Here is a 15973-nt window from a genome sequence, read left to right as displayed (position 1 = left end):
GCCTGGTCACCAGCCGCGGTCGCGCAGCCAGGTCGTCGCCAGCGTGCTCCACGCCTCGGCCGGCCCGAGGCCCTCGGCGAGCCCGATGCCGTGCACACCGCGCTCGAACACGTGCAGGTCGAACGGCACCCCGTGCCGCGCCAGCGCGTGTGCGTAGGACAGCGAGTGCGTCACCGGCACGTGCTCGTCCTCGGCCGTGTGCCACAGGAAGGTCGGCGGAGTCCGGTCGTCGACGAGCAGGTCCGCGTCCACCGCGGACCGCTCGCGGACGCTCGCGCCCGGTCCGAGCAGGTTGTCGGCGCTGCCGACGTGCGGGTGGTCCGTCATCGACGTCACCGGGTAGCAGAGCACCGTCAGGTCGGGCCGGTCGTCGACGTCCGACACGGCGCGCTCGGCCGGCGTCGGTGCGTTCGACACGAGGGCCGCCAGGTGCCCGCCTGCCGACGAACCGATCACGACGATCCGCGGATCGGACGGGAGGCCCGCCCAGCGTCCGGCACGCAGGTCACGGACGAGCGCTCGGGTCGCCACCACGGCGTCCGGGTGGCGGTGCGGGGCGAGCGGGTACGCGAACACGACCGCGTCGATGCCGATCCCGTTCAGCCAGCGGGCGTACCCCTCCCCCTCGTGCGGGGCGTGCATGCCGTACCCGCCGCCGGGCAGGACGACCGCGAGCGAGGGGCGGCCCGGCAGCCCGTCGCGCCCAGCGCTCGGTCCGTCCGGTGCCGGGTACCAGTCCACGCCCTCGGGGAGATCTGTCATGGCGCGACCCTACCGGCCGGTGTTCTCCCCAGGCGCAGCGGGCACGTCGGTCAGTCGGTGGACCCTCGGTAGGATCGAGTCGTGCCATCCCAGCAGGAACCCGAGCAGACCGACGTCCAGTCGCTGAGCTACGAAGCAGCCCGCGACGAACTCGTGCGTGTCGTGAGCGAGCTCGAACAGGGCTCCGCGACCCTCGAGCGCTCGCTGTCGCTCTGGGAGCGCGGCGAGGCCCTGGCCGCCCGCTGCGAAGAGTGGCTCGTCGGTGCTCGTGCCCGGCTCGACGCGGCCCGCGCGGCCAGCAGCGCCGAGGACGGCTCCGCCCGATGACCGACGCGAACGGTCGCCCGATCGTCGCCGAGCTCGGCCGACCCGAGACGGCAGAGGAGACCTGGGCCCGCAAGGACGCCGCACGGACCGCTCGCCGCCAGCACCAGACGGCCTTCAACCTCGTGATCGCGCTCATCGCGTCGCTCGGCATCGTGCTGTTCCTCGTCGCCGTGGTCGTGCGGCCGAACACCACGGTCGACCGCACCGTCGACTACCAGCAGATCGCGGCCGATGCCCACGTCGGCGACATCACCCTCGCCGCCCCCGACCTGCCGAGCGGCTTCACGTCGAACCGGGCCGACTTCTCCGACAAGACCTCGGACGACGTCGACGTCTGGACCGTCGGGTTCGTGACGCCGGACAAGCAGTACCTCAGCCTGCAGCAGGGCGTGGACGCGAACGGCTCGTGGGTCTCGAACCAGCTCGACCAGCGACCGTCGACCGGCACCCGCGTCATCGACGGCACCAAGTGGACCGTGTACGACCGACGGGCCGAGGGCTCGGATGCCGGCAACCACGCGTACTCGCTCGTGTCCACGTTCGGCACCAACACGATCGTGCTCTCCGGCACCGCCGACGACTCGTCGTACCGCACCGTGGCCACGGCCGTGACGAAGCAGTTCTCCCAGTAGCGACCGCCGGACGAATCCTGCCGGACACCCCGGCGCCCGACCACTCGACCTCATCCGACCCGATCCGAGGAGCCCCATGCCCGACCGCGCCGCCTCCACCCCGTCCGACGCCCTGCGCCTGCTCGTCGACGGCAACGCCCGCTTCGCCGCCGACAAGCGCCGCATGGGCCGCACGGACCCCGACCGCCGCACCGAGCTCCAGGGGTCGCAGGCGCCGTTCGCGACCGTCCTCGGCTGCTCCGACTCGCGCGTGCCGTTCGAGCACGTGTTCGACGCGGGCATCGGTGACCTCTTCGCCATCCGCAACGCCGGGCAGATCGTCGACGACGTCGTGCTCGGGTCGATCGAGTTCGCGGTCGTCGCGCTCGGCACCCCGCTCGTCGTCGTCCTGCGCCACACCCGGTGCGGTGCCGTCGCCGCGGCCCGCTCGGGTGAGCCGGTCCCCGCGCCGCACCTGCAGGCCCTGGTCGACGCCATCGCCCCGAGCGTCGAGAAGGTCCGTGCCACCGACGCCGAGCTCCCACAAGAAGCGATCGGCGCCGCCCACCTCGAGGCCACGCTCCGCCAGGTGCTCGAGCGCTCCGGTGCCGTCTCCGACGCGATCGCCGAGGGCCGGCTGGCCGTCGTCGGCGCGACCTACGACCTCGGCACGGGCGAGGTCACGATCGACACGGTGGTCGGCAACGCCTGACGGCCCCTCGGCGCCGCACCCGCACGTCCCACATCCGTCGCACCGGTACAGTCGAACGAGACGCCCGGCGCCGGTTCCGTGACCCACGGAGACCTCGTGCGCCGGCGCAGTCCCCCGACGCGACCGCGTCCGGCGAGCACCCCAGGAAGGACCACGACGACGTGACCGACACCACCGAGACCGAGTTCCGCATCGAGCACGACACCATGGGCGAGGTGCGGGTGCCGAAGTCGGCGTTGTACCGCGCCCAGACCCAGCGCGCGGTCGAGAACTTCCCCATCTCGGGCACCGGGCTCGAGTCGGCCCAGATCGTGGCGCTCGCCCGCATCAAGCGCGCTGCGGCCATCGTGAACGGCGAGCTCGGCATCGTCGAGCCCGCCGTCGCCGACGCCATCGCGGGCGCGGCGGACCTGATCATCGGTGGGCAGCACCACGACCAGTTCCCCGTCGACGTGTACCAGACCGGCAGCGGCACCTCGTCGAACATGAACATGAACGAGGTCCTGGCCACGCTGGCGTCGGACATCGGCGGCACCGCGGTGCACCCGAACGACCACGTCAACGCCTCGCAGTCGTCGAACGACGTGTTCCCGACCTCGGTGCACGTCGCCGTGACCGAAGCCCTGCTGCGCTCGCTCGTCCCGGCGCTCGAGCACCTCGCCGAGTCGCTCGAGGCCAAAGCCACGTTGTGGGCCGACGCCGTGAAGTCCGGCCGCACGCACCTGATGGACGCCACCCCGGTCACCCTCGGCCAGGAGTTCGGCGGCTACGCACGCCAGATCCGCCTGGGCATCGAACGGGTCACCGCGACGCTCCCCCGCGTCGCCGAGGTCCCGCTCGGCGGCACCGCCGTCGGCACCGGCATCAACACCCCGAAGGGCTTCCCGCAGCGGGTGATCGCCCAGCTCGCGAGCGACACCGACCTGCCGATCACCGAGGCCGTCGACCACTTCGAGGCCCAGGGCGCGCGCGACGCCCTGGTCGAGGCCTCCGGGGCGCTCAAGGTGCTCGCGGTCAGCCTGACGAAGATCAACAACGACCTGCGCTGGATGGGGTCGGGCCCGAACACCGGGCTCGGCGAACTGCACATCCCCGACCTGCAGCCGGGCTCGTCGATCATGCCCGGCAAGGTCAACCCGGTGATCCCCGAGGCCACCCTGATGGTGGGCGCGCGGGTCATCGGCAACGACGCCACCATCGCCTGGGCGGGTGCGTCCGGTGCGTTCGAGCTCAACGTCGCGATCCCCGTGATGGGGACGGCGCTGCTCGAGTCGATCCGTCTGCTGGCGAACAGCTCGCGGGTGCTGGCCGACAAGACCATCGACGGGCTGCAGGCGAACCTCGAGCGGGCCCGGGCGTTCGCCGAGTCGTCGCCGTCGATCGTCACCCCGCTCAACCGGGTCATCGGCTACGAGGCCGCGGCGAAGGTCGCGAAGTACGCCGTCGCCGAGGGCATCACCGTCCGCCAGGCCGTCGTGGCGCTCGGCCACGTCGAGCGTGGCGAGGTCACCGAGGAGCAGCTCGACGCGGCACTGGACGTCCTGTCCATGACCCACCCGAACTGAGCTCCTGCCGCGCGACCCCTCCGCGCTGACCCCTCCGCCAAAGCGACAGATCTCCGCGAACTGTTCGCGGAGATCTGTCGCTTTCGTGTGTGGGGAACAGCCGGGCGCTACACCAGGTCGGGCGAGTCCAGCAGGTCCGTCACGAGGGCGGCGATCGCGGAGCGCTCCGACCGGGTCAGCGTGACGTGGGCGAACAGCGGGTGGCCCTTGAGCCGCTCGATGACGCTCGCGATGCCGTCGTGCCGTCCGACCCGCAGGTTGTCGCGCTGCGCGACGTCGTGGGTGAGCACCACGCGGGAGTTCTGCCCGATGCGGGAGAGCATGGTGAGCAGCACGTTCCGTTCGAGCGACTGCGCCTCGTCGACGATCACGAACGCGTCGTGCAGGGACCGACCGCGGATGTGCGTGAGCGGCAGGACCTCGATCAAGCCGCGCTCGATCACCTCGTCGAGGACGTTGTCGGACACCACCGACCCGAGGGTGTCGTAGACCGCCTGCGCCCACGGGTTCATCTTCTCGCCGGCGTCACCGGGCAGGAACCCGAGGTCCTGGCCACCCACGGCGTACAGCGGCCGGAACACCATGATCTTCTTGTGCTGCTGCCGCTCGAGCACTGCTTCGAGCCCGGCGCACAGGGCCAACGCTGACTTGCCCGTGCCGGCGCTGCCGCCCAGGGACACGATGCCGATCTCGGAGTCGAGCAGGGCGTCGATCGCGAGCCGCTGCTCGGCGGACCGGCCGCGCAGCCCGAAGACCTCGCGGTCGCCACGGACCAGGGCGACGGAACCGGCGGTGTGCACGCGACCGAGGGCCGAACCGCGCTCGGAGTGGATGACGACTCCGGTGTTGACCGGCACGCCGTCGAGCTGGACGGAGCGGATCTCCTCCTTCTCGTACAGGTCGGCCATCTGCTCGCCCGAGACCTGCAGGTCGGCGATGCCGGTGTAGCCGGAGTCGACCGCGAGCTCGGCGCGGTACTCCTCGGCCGCCATGCCGATCGACGACGCCTTGACGCGCAGGGGCAGGTCCTTCGACACGACGACCACGTCGAGCCCGTCGTTCTGCAGGTTCGAGGCGACGGCGAGGATGCGGGAGTCGTTGTCGCCGAGCTGCAGCCCGGACGGCAGGACGGACTGGTTGGAGTGGTTCAGCTCGACGCGGAAGGAACCGCCGTCACCGAGCGCGATCGGGAAGTCGAGCCGTTCGTGTTCGATGCGCATCTCGTCCAGCAGCCGCAGGGCCTGCCGCGCGAAGTACCCGATCTCCGGGTCGTTGCGCTTCGACTCGAGTTCGCTGACGACCACGACGGGCAGGACCACCGCGTGCTCGGCGAAGCGGAACAAGGCCCGCGGATCGCTGAGGAGCACCGATGTGTCGAGCACGTACGTGCGCTGGGCGACCGACGTGGACGAGTCCGCGGTGGGCTGGTGCTGGGTTCCGCGAGAGACGTTCTGAGAGGTCACGACCACTCCATCCCCGGGCCGCGAGCAGCCCGGTCCATGTCCTCGAACGCGGCCGTGGAGCGGGTCCCGAAGCACCGACTGTGGCCGCTTCGATCGGGCGCGGTGCCCGATGGGGACAACGTACGTCCGCCCTCCGACACCCCGCCAGCGACACGCGGTTTCCGGCGTTACGGTCACGTGAACAACGTGACACCGGCAGTCGACGTGGCCGTCCGCCGGACGGGAGGCCCGTGGCGGCGCCGCCCCGCGCCTCCCGTCCGCCCTTCCGCACGTCCAGATCCGCGAAAGCGACAGATCTCCGCGAACCGTTCCCGGAGATCTGTCGCTTTCGCGGAACCGCGCTACTGAAGCGTCGCGTACGAGACGCAGGCGTCGCGGAACATGTCGAGCGTCTCGTCCGTCGTCGAGGCGAACACCGACACCCGCGCGACGCCGAGCCGCGTCGTCGCGGTCACGCCGTGGTTGTGCAGCGCCGCGGACAGCGCGGTCAGGCGCCCCTCGGCCGGCCGCAGCACGACGATGCCGGCGCGCTCGCGCGGGTCGCGGCTGGACTCGACCTCGAGCCCGAACTCGTCCGCGATCGCGAACACGCGCTCGACGCGCTCGGTGACGCGCTCCTGCACGGCGGCGACACCGACGGCGGTCAGCCGGTCCAGCGACACCGCGAGGCGGGCCTGCGCGATGGGGTCGATGCGGGTCATCTGGTAGCCGGCGGCACCCGGGCGCACGGCGGGGACGTCCACGGGCCAGCCGGTGGTGCCGTGCGGGCCGGACAGCGCCGGACGCAGGCGGTTCAGGGCGCGGTCGCTGAAGGCGGTGAAGCCCGTGCCCCAGCCGGCGTGCAGCCACTTCTGGCCGCCGGTCGCGACGACGTCCGCGATCTCGTAGGGGGCGTCGACGACTCCGAAGCCCTGGATCGCGTCGAGGATCAGCAGGCGGTCACCGATGACCTCGCGGATGCCGGCGAGGTCGGCCAGGTAGCCGGTGCGCCAGTCGACCAGCGACACCGCCACGGCCGTCACGTCGTCGGTCAGGCGCTCCTGGATGAGCGAGGGGGTCATCCACCCGGCACCGGACTCGATGACGACCGGCTGGACCCGGCCGCCGGTCGCCGAGGCGGCGCTCGCCAGCGCGAGCGGCAGCGAGGGGTACTCGTCGGCCGACACCAGCACGCCGCCGGTCAGGCCGAAGGCCGTGTGCAGCAGGCCGGGCGTCGTCGCGGTCTGCGAGACGACCTGGTCCTCGCGGCGACCGACCAAGCGGGCGGCGACCGTGCGGACGCGGGCGTCCTGCTCGTCGAGGGTCTCCATGGCGCCGAAGCGCATGTGCTCCTGGATCGTGCCGAGCACGCGCTGCTCTTCGAGCACGGCGGTCTGCACGGGGCCGAACGCAGCGTGGTCGAGGTAGCCGGGGTCCTCGGAGAAGCCCGCGGCGTACTCGTCGATGTTCACAGGGGTGCACCTTTCACAGTGTCGAACCCTGAGAGCCTACTGGGATCACTGAACGTCAGCGAACCCAGGCCGATCCGCGCAGTAGCGAGGAAGCGTCAGCCGCCGAAGCGTCGCGACCGCAGCCCGAAGTCGCGGACGGCGCGCAGGAAGTCGACCTCGCGCAGGTCGGGGTAGAGCGCCTCCACGAAGTAGAACTCGCTGTGCGCGCTCTGCCACAGCATGAAGTCGGACAGCCGCTGCTCACCCGAGGTCCGGATCACCAGGTCGGGGTCGGGCTGTCCCTGCGTGTACAGGTGGTCGCCGATGAGCTCCGGCGTAAGGACCTCGGCCAGGGTGTCGATCGTGCCGCCACCCGCGCCGTGCGACTCCACGATGCTGCGCATGGCGTCGGCGATCTCGCGGCGCCCGCCGTACCCGACGGCCAGGTTGATGTGGAGTCCGGTCCGGCCGGCGGTGCGCTCCTCGGCCTGCGCGAGCGCGGACACGAGCGAGTCGGGCAGGCCCTCGTTCGACCCGACGTGCTGCACGCGCCAGTCCGTGGTGTCGGCGAGCACCCCGGCCAGGTCGCCGATGATGCCGACGAGCTCGCTGAGTTCCGCTCCGGCACGTCCGGTCAGGTTGTCGGCGGAGAGCAGGTAGAGCGTCACGACCTCGATGCCGAGCTCGTCGCACCAGGTCAGGAACTCCGGGATCTTCGCGGCGCCGGCGCGGTGGCCGTGCGCGGCGGACTCGAGCCCGAGCTGCTTCGCCCACCGACGGTTGCCGTCGACGATCATGGCGACGTGCTTCGGCTTCGCGCTGCCCTCGATCTGGCGGCGGATGCGGCTCTGGTAGGCGCGGTAGAGGATCCCTCGTCCTGCCCATCCCACCCTGCCGGTCACGCACCGAGCGTAGTGCACCGTCGGTCGGAGCGTCCCGAGTGCGGCTCCCCCAGAACTCGTGGCATCCGTTCGGGCACGGGGCTTACAGTCGGCACATGCAGGACGAGCACGAGACCGCCACCCTCCCCCACGTCCCGTTCACCGAAGAGGCCGCGACGACCACGGAGGACACCCGCCCCGCCTGGCGCGGGTGGATCCACCTCGGCGCGTTCCCGTTCGCGATCGCGATGGGCATCGTCCTCATCGCCCTGGCCGACAGCACCGCGGCGAAGGTCGGCAGCGCGGTGTTCATGGCCACGTCGCTGGCCATGTTCGGGGTCTCCGCGACGTACCACCGGTTCCCGTGGGGGCCGACCGTCAAGGCGGTGCTCAAGCGCATCGACCACACGAACATCCTGCTGCTCATCGCCGGCACCTACACGCCGATCGCGATCTGCGCCCTGCCGCACACGCTGATGGTGGTCGTGCTCTGGGTGATGTGGTCCGGCGCCGCCCTCGGCATCGCCTTCCGGGTGCTGTGGATCAACGCGCCCCGGTGGCTGTACGTGCCGATCTACCTGGTGCTCGGCTGCGCGGCGCTCGGGCTGCTGCCGCAGTTCTTCGCGGCGAGCGTCCCGATGACCGTGCTCATCCTGTCCGGCGGTGTCGCCTACATCATCGGCGCGCTGGTCTACGGCTTCAAGCGGCCGAACCCGGTGCCCACCCAGTTCGGCTTCCACGAGGTGTTCCACGCCCTGACGGTCGTGGCCTTCGGCGCGCAGTGGGTCGGTGTGCTCATCGTCGCCCTGGACCCGGTGCGCTGACGGTCGCACGTTCCTTCCCGGAACGCGCGCGATGCCTGGTCGTTCCGGGCGTACTCACCCGGAACTTTCGACCAGGTACGCCCGATCCGCCCAGGTACGCCCGGTTCCGTCAGGCGCTAGCGCGTCAACCGCGCTCGGTGTCGTCCCCGACGTCGGCTCGGCCGTCCTCGGCCGCACGCCGCTCCGACTCGTCCGTCGCGGGACCGTCGAACGCGGTGCCGTTCGCTTCCGCCTCGAGACGCTCGCGGATCTCCGACCGGTAGCGCGTCCGGCGGATGCGCCGGGTCATGTCCACGACCAGGACGATCGTCGCGATCGCCACCAGCGCGATGGCGATGAACCCGACGACACCGGGGGTGACGTTCACGTCCGGCACGACGCTGGGGCTGGGACTGGGGGTGGCGGCGAGTGCCGCCGCGATGGAGCTCACGGGGTCGGTTCCTTGTCGGCAGGGATCCCGGCGAACAGATCGGTCTCCGGGAGCTCGGTCGGCACGCGGGCCTCCACGAGCTGGTAGTCCTCGGTCGGCCACACCGTGGCCAGGAGGTCGTTCGGCCAGTAGAAGAACGCACTGTCCGGCGCCACCTGGCTGGCGTGGGCACGGAGCGCGGCGTCGCGCTGGTCGAAGTACTCGTGCACGTCGACGTGCGTGGTCGCGAGGTCGGGCCGGTCGGCGAACCGCTCCACCCACTCGCGCAGCTGCTCGATCGCGGGGCTGTCCGGGTCGCGGTCCTGCAGTGCCTCGAAGATCGTCCGGAAGCGGCGCGGGTTCATCGTGCGCTCGTAGTAGAGCTTCGCGATCGACCACGGTTCGCCGGCCGCGGGGTACGCAGCGGGGTCGGCCGCGGCTGCCCAGGCGGCGACGGACACCTCGTGCGTGCGGATGTGGTCGGGGTGCGGGTAGCCGCCGTTCTCGTCGTAGGTGACGAGCACGTGCGGACGGAACCGGCGGATCACACGCACGAGCGCCTCGGTGCTGTACTCGAGCGGCACGGTCGAGAACGTGCCGGGTCGGACGGTCTCGCCCTTCTCGGCGTCGGGCAACCCGGAGTCGTGGTAACCGAGCCACAGGTGGTCGATGCCGAGGGCTGCCTGCGCGGCGGCCATCTCACCGCGGCGGTACCCGGCCATGTCGCGGTGCGCACGGCTCGTCGCGGGCTCGCCGAGCTGGTCGTTGAGGATGTCGCCGGCCTCGCCCCCGGTGCAGGAGACGACCAGCACCTCGTGCCCCTCGGCCACGTACTTCGCCGCGGTCGCCGCCCCCTTGCTCGACTCGTCGTCGGGGTGGGCGTGGACGGCCAGCAAGCGGTACGGCACGGGACTTCCTCACGTGGGTGAGCGTGGGCGAGCGGAGGACGAGCGGGGACGGGAAGTGCACAGCGACGCGTGAACTACCCTGGGATCAGGATAATCACCCCGGGAGCCCCGAACTGTCCGAACAGCACCACACCGCCACCCTCGACGACCGCTACGGCCGCACCCCGGCCCGCGCGCGCCGCAGCAAGGCCGTCGCGATCACCGCCGCCATCGCCGTGGTCGTGGTCTTCGCCGCCTGGGTGATCTGGGCGGGTCTCGACCAGTCCGACCGCGGCCTCACCGACGACGTCGTGGGGTACGAGGTCCTCTCCCAGCACAGCACGGTCGTGCACTCGCAGGTCTCCGTCGACCCGGGTGTCCGGGCGAAGTGCGCCGTCCAGGTCCTCGACAAGAGCTACTCGATCGTGGGCTGGAAGGAGATCACCCTCGCCCCGTCCGAGCAGCGCACCCGCAGTGTCAGCACCGAGGTGACGACCACGACCCGTGGCGTCACCGGCTTGATCCACGACTGCTGGATTCCCTAGACTGTCCTGATTCGCCTCTCGAGACCGACCACTCGGCCGGTCTCGTTTTTTCATGGTCGAAGGGACAGAAGATGAGCAACGACACGCAGGTCACCTGGCTGACCCAGGAGGCGCACGACCGTCTCCAGGCGGAGCTCGACGAGCTGAGCGGCGAGGGCCGTGCCGAGATCGCGCGCCGCATCGAGGCCGCTCGCGAAGAGGGCGACCTCAAGGAGAACGGCGGCTACCACGCCGCCAAGGACGAGCAGGGCAAGATCGAGGCGCGCATCCGCGTCCTCACGAACCTCCTCAAGCACGCGACCGTCAGCGAAGCGGTCTTCGACGGCACGGTCGAGCCCGGCACCGTCGTCACCGCGGTCATCGCGGGCGACGAGTCGACGTTCCTGGTCGGCAGCCGCGAGATCGTCGCCGAGGGCTCCGACCTGACGGTCTACAGCCCGGTCAGCCCCGTCGGCGCGGCGATCGTCGGCCTCAAGGCCGGCGACAAGGCCACCTACACGGCGCCGAACGGCAAGGAGATCGCGGTCGAGGTCGTCAAGATCGAGCGCTACGAGCCGTAGGCAGCACCACAGACGGACAGGAGGCCCGGGGCGACACCGCCACGGGCCTCCCGTCTGTCCGCTGGTCGCCTCCACGGCCCCGCCCGCCGGGGCGCACCACGGATCCGACAGGACACGCGTCGAACGACCCGTGGATCGTCGCAGGGCTAGTGCTCGAGGAGCTCCGGGCGGAAGCCGACCTCGTGCAGGCGCTGGATGACCTCCTGCGCGTGCTCGGGGCCGCGCGCCTCGATCGACAGGTCGAGGGCCACCTCGTTGATGACCAGGCCCTGTCCGTGGCGGGTGTGCAGGACCTCGACCACGTTCGCGCCGGCGTCCGAGATCACCTGGGCGACCCGGGCGAGCTGGCCGGGACGGTCCGGCAGCATGATGCGGATGCCGATGTAGCGCGACGCGGCGACGAGACCGCGGGTGATCACGCGCTCCATCATGAGCGGGTCGATGTTGCCGCCGCTCAACAGCACGACGGTGCGCCCGGTGTCGCGGACCGCGCCGGACATGATCGCGGCGACACCGACGGCTCCGGCGGCTTCGACCACGAGCTTCGCACGCTCGAGCAGCACGAGCAGGGCGCGGGCGGTGTCGTCGTCGGAGACCGTGACGATGTCGTCGACAAGGTCGCGGATGATCGGGAAGTTCAGGTCGCCGGGGCGGGCGACCGCGATGCCGTCGGCGATCGTCGGTGTCGTCGTGATGGTGACGGGCTCGCCGGCGCGGATCGACGACGGGTACGCAGCAGCGTTCTCGGCCTGCACCCCGATGACCTTGATCGGTCGTCCGAGCCGCTCGGCCATGCCCTTGACCGCGAGGGCGATGCCGGAGATGACCCCGCCGCCGCCGATCGGCACGACGACGGTGTCCACGTCGGGCACCTGGTCGATGATCTCGAGGCCGAGGGTTCCCTGGCCGGCGATGACGGCGGGGTGGTCGAACGGCGGGATGAAGACCGCGCCGGTGTGTGCGGCGAAGTCCTTGGCGGCGCTCAGGGCTTCCTCCACCGAGTGGCCGCGCAGCACGACCTCGGCGCCGTAGTGGCGGGTGGCCTGCAGCTTCGGCAGCGCGACGCCGACCGGGGTGAAGATCGTCGCCGGGATGCCGAGCTCGCGGGCGGCGAGGGCGACTCCCTGGGCGTGGTTGCCGGCGCTGGCCGCGACGACGCCCTTGGCGCGCTGTTCCTCGGACAGGGTGGACAGGCGGTTGTAGGCGCCGCGGACCTTGTACGCGCCGGTGCGCTGCAGGTTCTCGCACTTCAGGTGCACCGGTGAACCGAGCACCTCGGCCAGGAACTGCGAGGTCTCCATCGGGGTGACGCGCGCGACGCCCGAGATGGTCTCCCGCGCCGTCTCGATGTCCGCGAGGGTGGGGATCGCGGCGAGCGTGTGCTGGGAGGCGCTGGTGTCGGTCACTCCCCCATCATCGTCGTTCCGGGCCCCCGCGGCGAACCCGTGACACGAGGGATCGTTCAGTGTCAGCCTGCCGTCCCCTTGACCGCGGTCGGCTGCTCGTCGGTGCCCGGCTTCGGCACGTCGCCACGGCGCTTCCGCAGCTTGAGGATCTTGCGCCGGCGCTTGGTCCGGACGTTCTCGTCGTGCGCGTCCTGCTTGGCCTCGAGCACGTGGTCGGAGTCCATCGTCTTCCACCGGCCGCTCGAGATGGTCGTGACCATGGAGTTGACGGTGGCGATGAGCGGGACGGCGAAGAACGCGCCCGCGATGCCCGCGAGACCCGACGCCGCGGTGACCCCGAGGACGACGGCGAGCGGGTGCACCTTGACGGCGCTGCCCATGACGAGCGGCTGCAGGATGTGTCCCTCGACCTGCTGCACGACCAGGATCACGCCGAGCATGATGACCGCCGCGACCGGGCCGTTGAAGACCAGGGCGACGAACACCGCCAGGAACCCGGTGACGATCGCGCCGACGACCGGGATGAACGACCCGAGGAACACGAAGACCGCGATCGGCACGACGAGGGGCAGCTGCAGGAAGAACGCACCGAGGCCGATGCCGACGGCGTCGACGAACGCGACGAAGATCTGCACCCGGATGAAGCTCGTCAACGTCGTCCAGCCGGCGACCCCGGCGCCGTCGATCGCGCTGCGGGCGTTCTTCGGGAAGAGCCGGACCGTCCAGCGCCAGACGTTCTTGCCGTCGATGAGCAGGAAGATCACCGTGAAGATGACGATGAACAGGCCCGTGAGGATGTGCGTCAGCGACGACCCCGCGCTGGCGACTCCGGACAGGATCGAGCCGGAGTTGCTCTGCAGCCAGTCGGTCGCCTGGTTGAGGTAGGAGTTCAGGTCCTTCTGGCTGATCCCGAGCCCGGAGCTGAGCACGAAGTCGCGGATGTTGTCGTACTGCGACAGGGTGCGGTCGCGGAGCGACGGGTAGGCGGCGGCGATCTGGTCGACGACGAGCCAGATGAGCGCCCCGACGGCGGCGAGCCCACCGACCAGGCTGACGATGACGGCGAGCCACTTCGGCACGTGGTGGCGCTGCATCCAGTTCGACAGCGGGACCAGGAGCGCGGCGACGACGATGCCGATGAGGAACGGGATGAGGATCTCGCTGAACAGCGTGACCAGGTAGATGACCACCGCGACGACGCCGACCACGACGAGGATCCGCCACGACCACGCACCGGCGATCCGCATGCCGGGCGGCACCGCGTCATCGACGACGACGGGATCCGTGTGCGGTGTCTTCTTTCCCCAGGCCATGGGCCGATCCTAGCGATCCAGACGTCCTCGCGTTCCAGATACGGCATACGTTCGGACGCCGCGCTGTCGGCGGGGTTCGGTAGCGTCGCCGCATGGTCAGGTCCTCGCTCTCCGCCGCCGAAGCCCGCCGCGTCGCCCTCGCCGCGCAGGGGTTCGGTCGGCCACCGGCGACGGACGTCTCGACGCGTGCGGTGAACGCTGCGTTCGCTCGGCTCGGGCTGCTGCAGATCGACTCGGTGAACGTGTTCGAGCGCAGCCACTACCTGCCGCTCTTCGCACGGCTGGGGGCGTACGACCGGTCCACGCTCGACCGACTGACCCTCGGTCGGTCCGGGCCCTACACCGAGTACTGGGCGCACGAGGCAGCCCTCATCCCGCGCGACGACCTGCGGCTGTTCCGCTGGCGGATGGACGCCCTGCGGGAGCGCGACGCCGGCCCGACCAGGATCGACGGCGTCACCCGCACCGCCGGGGTCCGACGCGAGCTGCACGCGCTCCTGCGTGCCGAGGGGCCGATGCGGGCCAGCGCGGTCGAGCACGAGTCGAACGTGCGCCGTGGGCCGTGGTGGGGCTGGAGCGACGTGAAACTCGGGCTCGAGCAGATGTTCCGCTGGGGCGAGGCCGTGAGCGCCGGACGGTCGGGCTTCGAGCGCGTCTACGCCCTGCCCGAGCAGGTCCTGCCGGCCGGGTTCCTCGAGACGGCCCCGCCGCGCGCTGCCGCAGTGCTCGAACTCGTCCGGCACGCCACCCGCGCCCTCGGCGTCGGCACCCGAGCGGACATCGCCGACTACTACCGACTGCGGTCGGACGACACCGCCGGCGCCATCGCGGAGCTCACCGCTGCCGGCGAGCTCCTGCCCGTGCGGGTCGAAGGCTGGGGTGAGCGGGCCTGGCTCCACCGCGATGCCCGGGTGCCCCGGCAGCTGACCGCCGACGCGGTGCTCAGCCCGTTCGACCCGGTCGTGTGGTTCCGCCGACGGGCCGAGCGGATGTACGGGTTCCACTACCGGATCGAGATCTACACACCGGCGCCGAAGCGGGTGTTCGGGTACTACGTGCTGCCCGTGCTGCAGGACGACCGCATCGTCGGCCGGGTCGACCTGAAGAGCGACCGGCAGCGTGGCGTGCTGCGGGTCCGGACCGCGTGGCAGGAGCCCGGCGAGCACCTCGATGCCGAGCGGCTGGCCGAGACCCTCCGACGCACCGCCGCCTGGCAGGGACTCGACGAGGTCGAGGTCACGGATCGGGGCACGGCTGCGGCCGCGGTCGCCGGGGCGCTCGGCCTCCCGCTGGTCCCGCACGAAGCCGTCGACGACGCCGATGCCCCCGAACCCACGGAGCATCTCGACGCCGTCGAGGCCTGACCGGGCTCAGAAGCGGTCGGCGTTCGCCCGCAGGCGTGCGATGCGGTCCGGCAGCGGCGGGTGCGTCGAGAACAGCCGGTCCATCACGCCGGGGCGCATCGGGTCGGCGATCCACAGGTGGGCCATCGACGAGTTCTGCGTCTGCATCGGTCGGCCGTACGCGCCGAGCTTCTCGAGCGCCCGGGCGAGGCCCTCGGGGTGACGGGTCGTCATCGCACCGGTGGCGTCGGCGAGGTACTCGCGCTGCCGGGACACCGCGGCCTGCACGCCCGCCGCGGCGATCGGCGCCACGACGACGGCCACGATGCCGGCGATGAGCAGCACCGGGTTCGCGCCACCGCCGTTGTCCGAGTTGCGGTTCCGGCCGCCGGACAGGCCGCTGAAGATCGAGATGCGCAGGAGCACGTCGGCGATCAGGCCGACGGCGACCACCAGCCCGAACACCATCGTCGAGACCCGGATGTCGTAGTTGCGGACGTGCCCGAGTTCGTGGGCCATCACACCCTGGAGCTCCTGGTCGTCCATGATCTGCAGCAGCCCGGTCGTCGCCGCGACCACGGCGTGCTCCGGGTCGCGCCCGGTGGCGAAGGCGTTCGGCGACGGGTCCTGGATGACGTAGACCCGGGGCATCGGCATGCCGGTCGAGATCGCGAGGTTCTCGACCGTCCGCCAGAGCCGCGGTTCGGAGGTGCGGTCGATCTCGATGCCGCCGGCGATGGCGGTCGCCTGCCGAGCAGCGAAGAAGTACTGCAGCACCGCGTAGCCCAGGGCGACGGCGAGCACGATGACGCCGATCGAGACGTTCCCCGCCAGGTAGCCGCCCAGGAACCCGAGCGCGCCGATGATCAGCAGGAAGACCAGGACGATGACGACGGTGTTGCGCTTGTTCCGCGCGATGGCGCTGTACACGGCAG

Annotated in this window: 17 protein-coding genes; 8 read left to right on the top strand and 9 right to left on the bottom strand. The window is 71.2% G+C overall.

Translation table 11 applies throughout. The annotated features are described in order from the left end of the window. Positions 1 to 6: 6 nt before the first annotated feature. A complete protein-coding gene (locus EDF48_RS03785) occupies positions 7 to 762 on the bottom strand; it encodes an alpha/beta hydrolase (protein WP_131878237.1) in 756 nt (251 codons plus the stop codon). 81 nt (positions 763 to 843) lie between these two features. Here EDF48_RS03785 and EDF48_RS03780 point away from each other — a divergent pair, with 81 nt between their 5' ends. The 4 genes from EDF48_RS03780 to EDF48_RS03765 all read left to right on the top strand — a co-directional run bounded on the left by EDF48_RS03780 (position 844) and on the right by EDF48_RS03765 (position 3977). Beyond that, positions 844 to 1089 carry an exodeoxyribonuclease VII small subunit gene (locus tag EDF48_RS03780; RefSeq protein ID WP_111084805.1) on the top strand — a complete coding sequence of 82 codons (246 nt, stop codon included), beginning with the start codon at positions 844 to 846 and terminating at the stop codon, positions 1087 to 1089. Further along, positions 1086 to 1721 (top strand): DUF4245 domain-containing protein, encoded by a 636-nt coding sequence (locus EDF48_RS03775; RefSeq protein WP_123340653.1) that lies wholly within the window; start codon positions 1086 to 1088, stop codon positions 1719 to 1721. Before EDF48_RS03780 ends, EDF48_RS03775 begins: the two co-directional genes overlap by 4 nt. Before the next feature lie 76 nt (positions 1722 to 1797). Next, positions 1798 to 2412: a carbonic anhydrase gene (locus EDF48_RS03770; RefSeq protein WP_111084807.1), complete on the top strand. Its 615-nt coding sequence runs from the start codon at positions 1798 to 1800 to the stop codon at positions 2410 to 2412. A 161-nt stretch (positions 2413 to 2573) separates the two neighbouring features. After that, positions 2574 to 3977, top strand: a complete 1404-nt coding sequence (locus tag EDF48_RS03765; protein ID WP_123294166.1) for a class II fumarate hydratase — start codon at positions 2574 to 2576, stop codon at positions 3975 to 3977. Between the two features lie 107 nt (positions 3978 to 4084). Here EDF48_RS03765 and EDF48_RS03760 read toward each other — a convergent pair whose 3' ends face one another. The 3 genes from EDF48_RS03760 to EDF48_RS03750 form a co-directional block, all read right to left on the bottom strand. Next, complete coding sequence (locus EDF48_RS03760; RefSeq protein ID WP_185021053.1) at positions 4085 to 5446, bottom strand: PhoH family protein; 1362 nt, start codon at positions 5444 to 5446, stop codon at positions 4085 to 4087. A 335-nt stretch (positions 5447 to 5781) separates the two neighbouring features. Next, complete coding sequence (locus EDF48_RS03755; RefSeq protein WP_111084809.1) at positions 5782 to 6891, bottom strand: aminotransferase class V-fold PLP-dependent enzyme; 1110 nt, start codon at positions 6889 to 6891, stop codon at positions 5782 to 5784. Positions 6892 to 6986: 95 nt separating this feature from the next. Next, the gene (locus EDF48_RS03750; protein WP_173170760.1) at positions 6987 to 7772 is read right to left on the bottom strand and encodes an isoprenyl transferase; all 786 of its coding nucleotides are present in this window, start codon (positions 7770 to 7772) and stop codon (positions 6987 to 6989) included. A gap of 95 nt (positions 7773 to 7867) precedes the next feature. Here EDF48_RS03750 and EDF48_RS03745 point away from each other — a divergent pair, with 95 nt between their 5' ends. Beyond that, positions 7868 to 8575 carry a hemolysin III family protein gene (locus tag EDF48_RS03745; protein WP_123294746.1) on the top strand — a complete coding sequence of 236 codons (708 nt, stop codon included), beginning with the start codon at positions 7868 to 7870 and terminating at the stop codon, positions 8573 to 8575. 124 nt (positions 8576 to 8699) lie between these two features. On the opposite strand, the gene EDF48_RS03740 is transcribed toward EDF48_RS03745, so the two are convergent. Together EDF48_RS03740 and mca are read right to left on the bottom strand one after the other, a co-directional pair. Beyond that, complete coding sequence (locus tag EDF48_RS03740; protein WP_131878235.1) at positions 8700 to 9005, bottom strand: hypothetical protein; 306 nt, start codon at positions 9003 to 9005, stop codon at positions 8700 to 8702. Beyond that, the gene (gene mca, locus EDF48_RS03735; RefSeq protein WP_123294744.1) at positions 9002 to 9892 is read right to left on the bottom strand and encodes a mycothiol conjugate amidase Mca; all 891 of its coding nucleotides are present in this window, start codon (positions 9890 to 9892) and stop codon (positions 9002 to 9004) included. The genes EDF48_RS03740 and mca overlap by 4 nt, the downstream gene beginning before the upstream one ends. Positions 9893 to 9915: 23 nt before the next feature. Between mca and EDF48_RS03730 the strand changes: the two genes are divergently transcribed. Together EDF48_RS03730 and greA are read left to right on the top strand one after the other, a co-directional pair. After that, positions 9916 to 10416 carry a DUF4307 domain-containing protein gene (locus EDF48_RS03730; RefSeq protein ID WP_165918729.1) on the top strand — a complete coding sequence of 167 codons (501 nt, stop codon included), beginning with the start codon at positions 9916 to 9918 and terminating at the stop codon, positions 10414 to 10416. A 71-nt stretch (positions 10417 to 10487) separates the two neighbouring features. Continuing rightward, positions 10488 to 10976 carry a transcription elongation factor GreA gene (greA, locus tag EDF48_RS03725; RefSeq protein ID WP_111084815.1) on the top strand — a complete coding sequence of 163 codons (489 nt, stop codon included), beginning with the start codon at positions 10488 to 10490 and terminating at the stop codon, positions 10974 to 10976. 146 nt (positions 10977 to 11122) lie between these two features. Here greA and ilvA read toward each other — a convergent pair whose 3' ends face one another. Together ilvA and EDF48_RS03715 are read right to left on the bottom strand one after the other, a co-directional pair. Beyond that, complete coding sequence (ilvA, locus tag EDF48_RS03720; RefSeq protein ID WP_123340649.1) at positions 11123 to 12382, bottom strand: threonine ammonia-lyase; 1260 nt, start codon at positions 12380 to 12382, stop codon at positions 11123 to 11125. 62 nt (positions 12383 to 12444) lie between these two features. Continuing rightward, the gene (locus EDF48_RS03715) at positions 12445 to 13695 is read right to left on the bottom strand and encodes an AI-2E family transporter (RefSeq protein ID WP_131878233.1); all 1251 of its coding nucleotides are present in this window, start codon (positions 13693 to 13695) and stop codon (positions 12445 to 12447) included. A gap of 92 nt (positions 13696 to 13787) precedes the next feature. Between EDF48_RS03715 and EDF48_RS03710 the strand changes: the two genes are divergently transcribed. Continuing rightward, positions 13788 to 15059 (top strand): crosslink repair DNA glycosylase YcaQ family protein, encoded by a 1272-nt coding sequence (locus EDF48_RS03710; protein WP_131878230.1) that lies wholly within the window; start codon positions 13788 to 13790, stop codon positions 15057 to 15059. Positions 15060 to 15065: 6 nt separating this feature from the next. Here EDF48_RS03710 and EDF48_RS03705 read toward each other — a convergent pair whose 3' ends face one another. Continuing rightward, positions 15066 to 15968 (bottom strand): M48 family metalloprotease, encoded by a 903-nt coding sequence (locus EDF48_RS03705; protein WP_111084819.1) that lies wholly within the window; start codon positions 15966 to 15968, stop codon positions 15066 to 15068. Positions 15969 to 15973: the final 5 nt, after the last annotated feature.

Origin of the sequence: Curtobacterium sp. PhB191 (assembly GCF_004346515.1) — a bacterium.
In the GTDB taxonomy this organism is placed as follows: Bacteria; Actinomycetota; Actinomycetes; order Actinomycetales; family Microbacteriaceae; genus Curtobacterium.
Note: the sequence above shows the minus strand (reverse complement) of the source record. Positions and strands in the feature narration are given on the sequence as shown.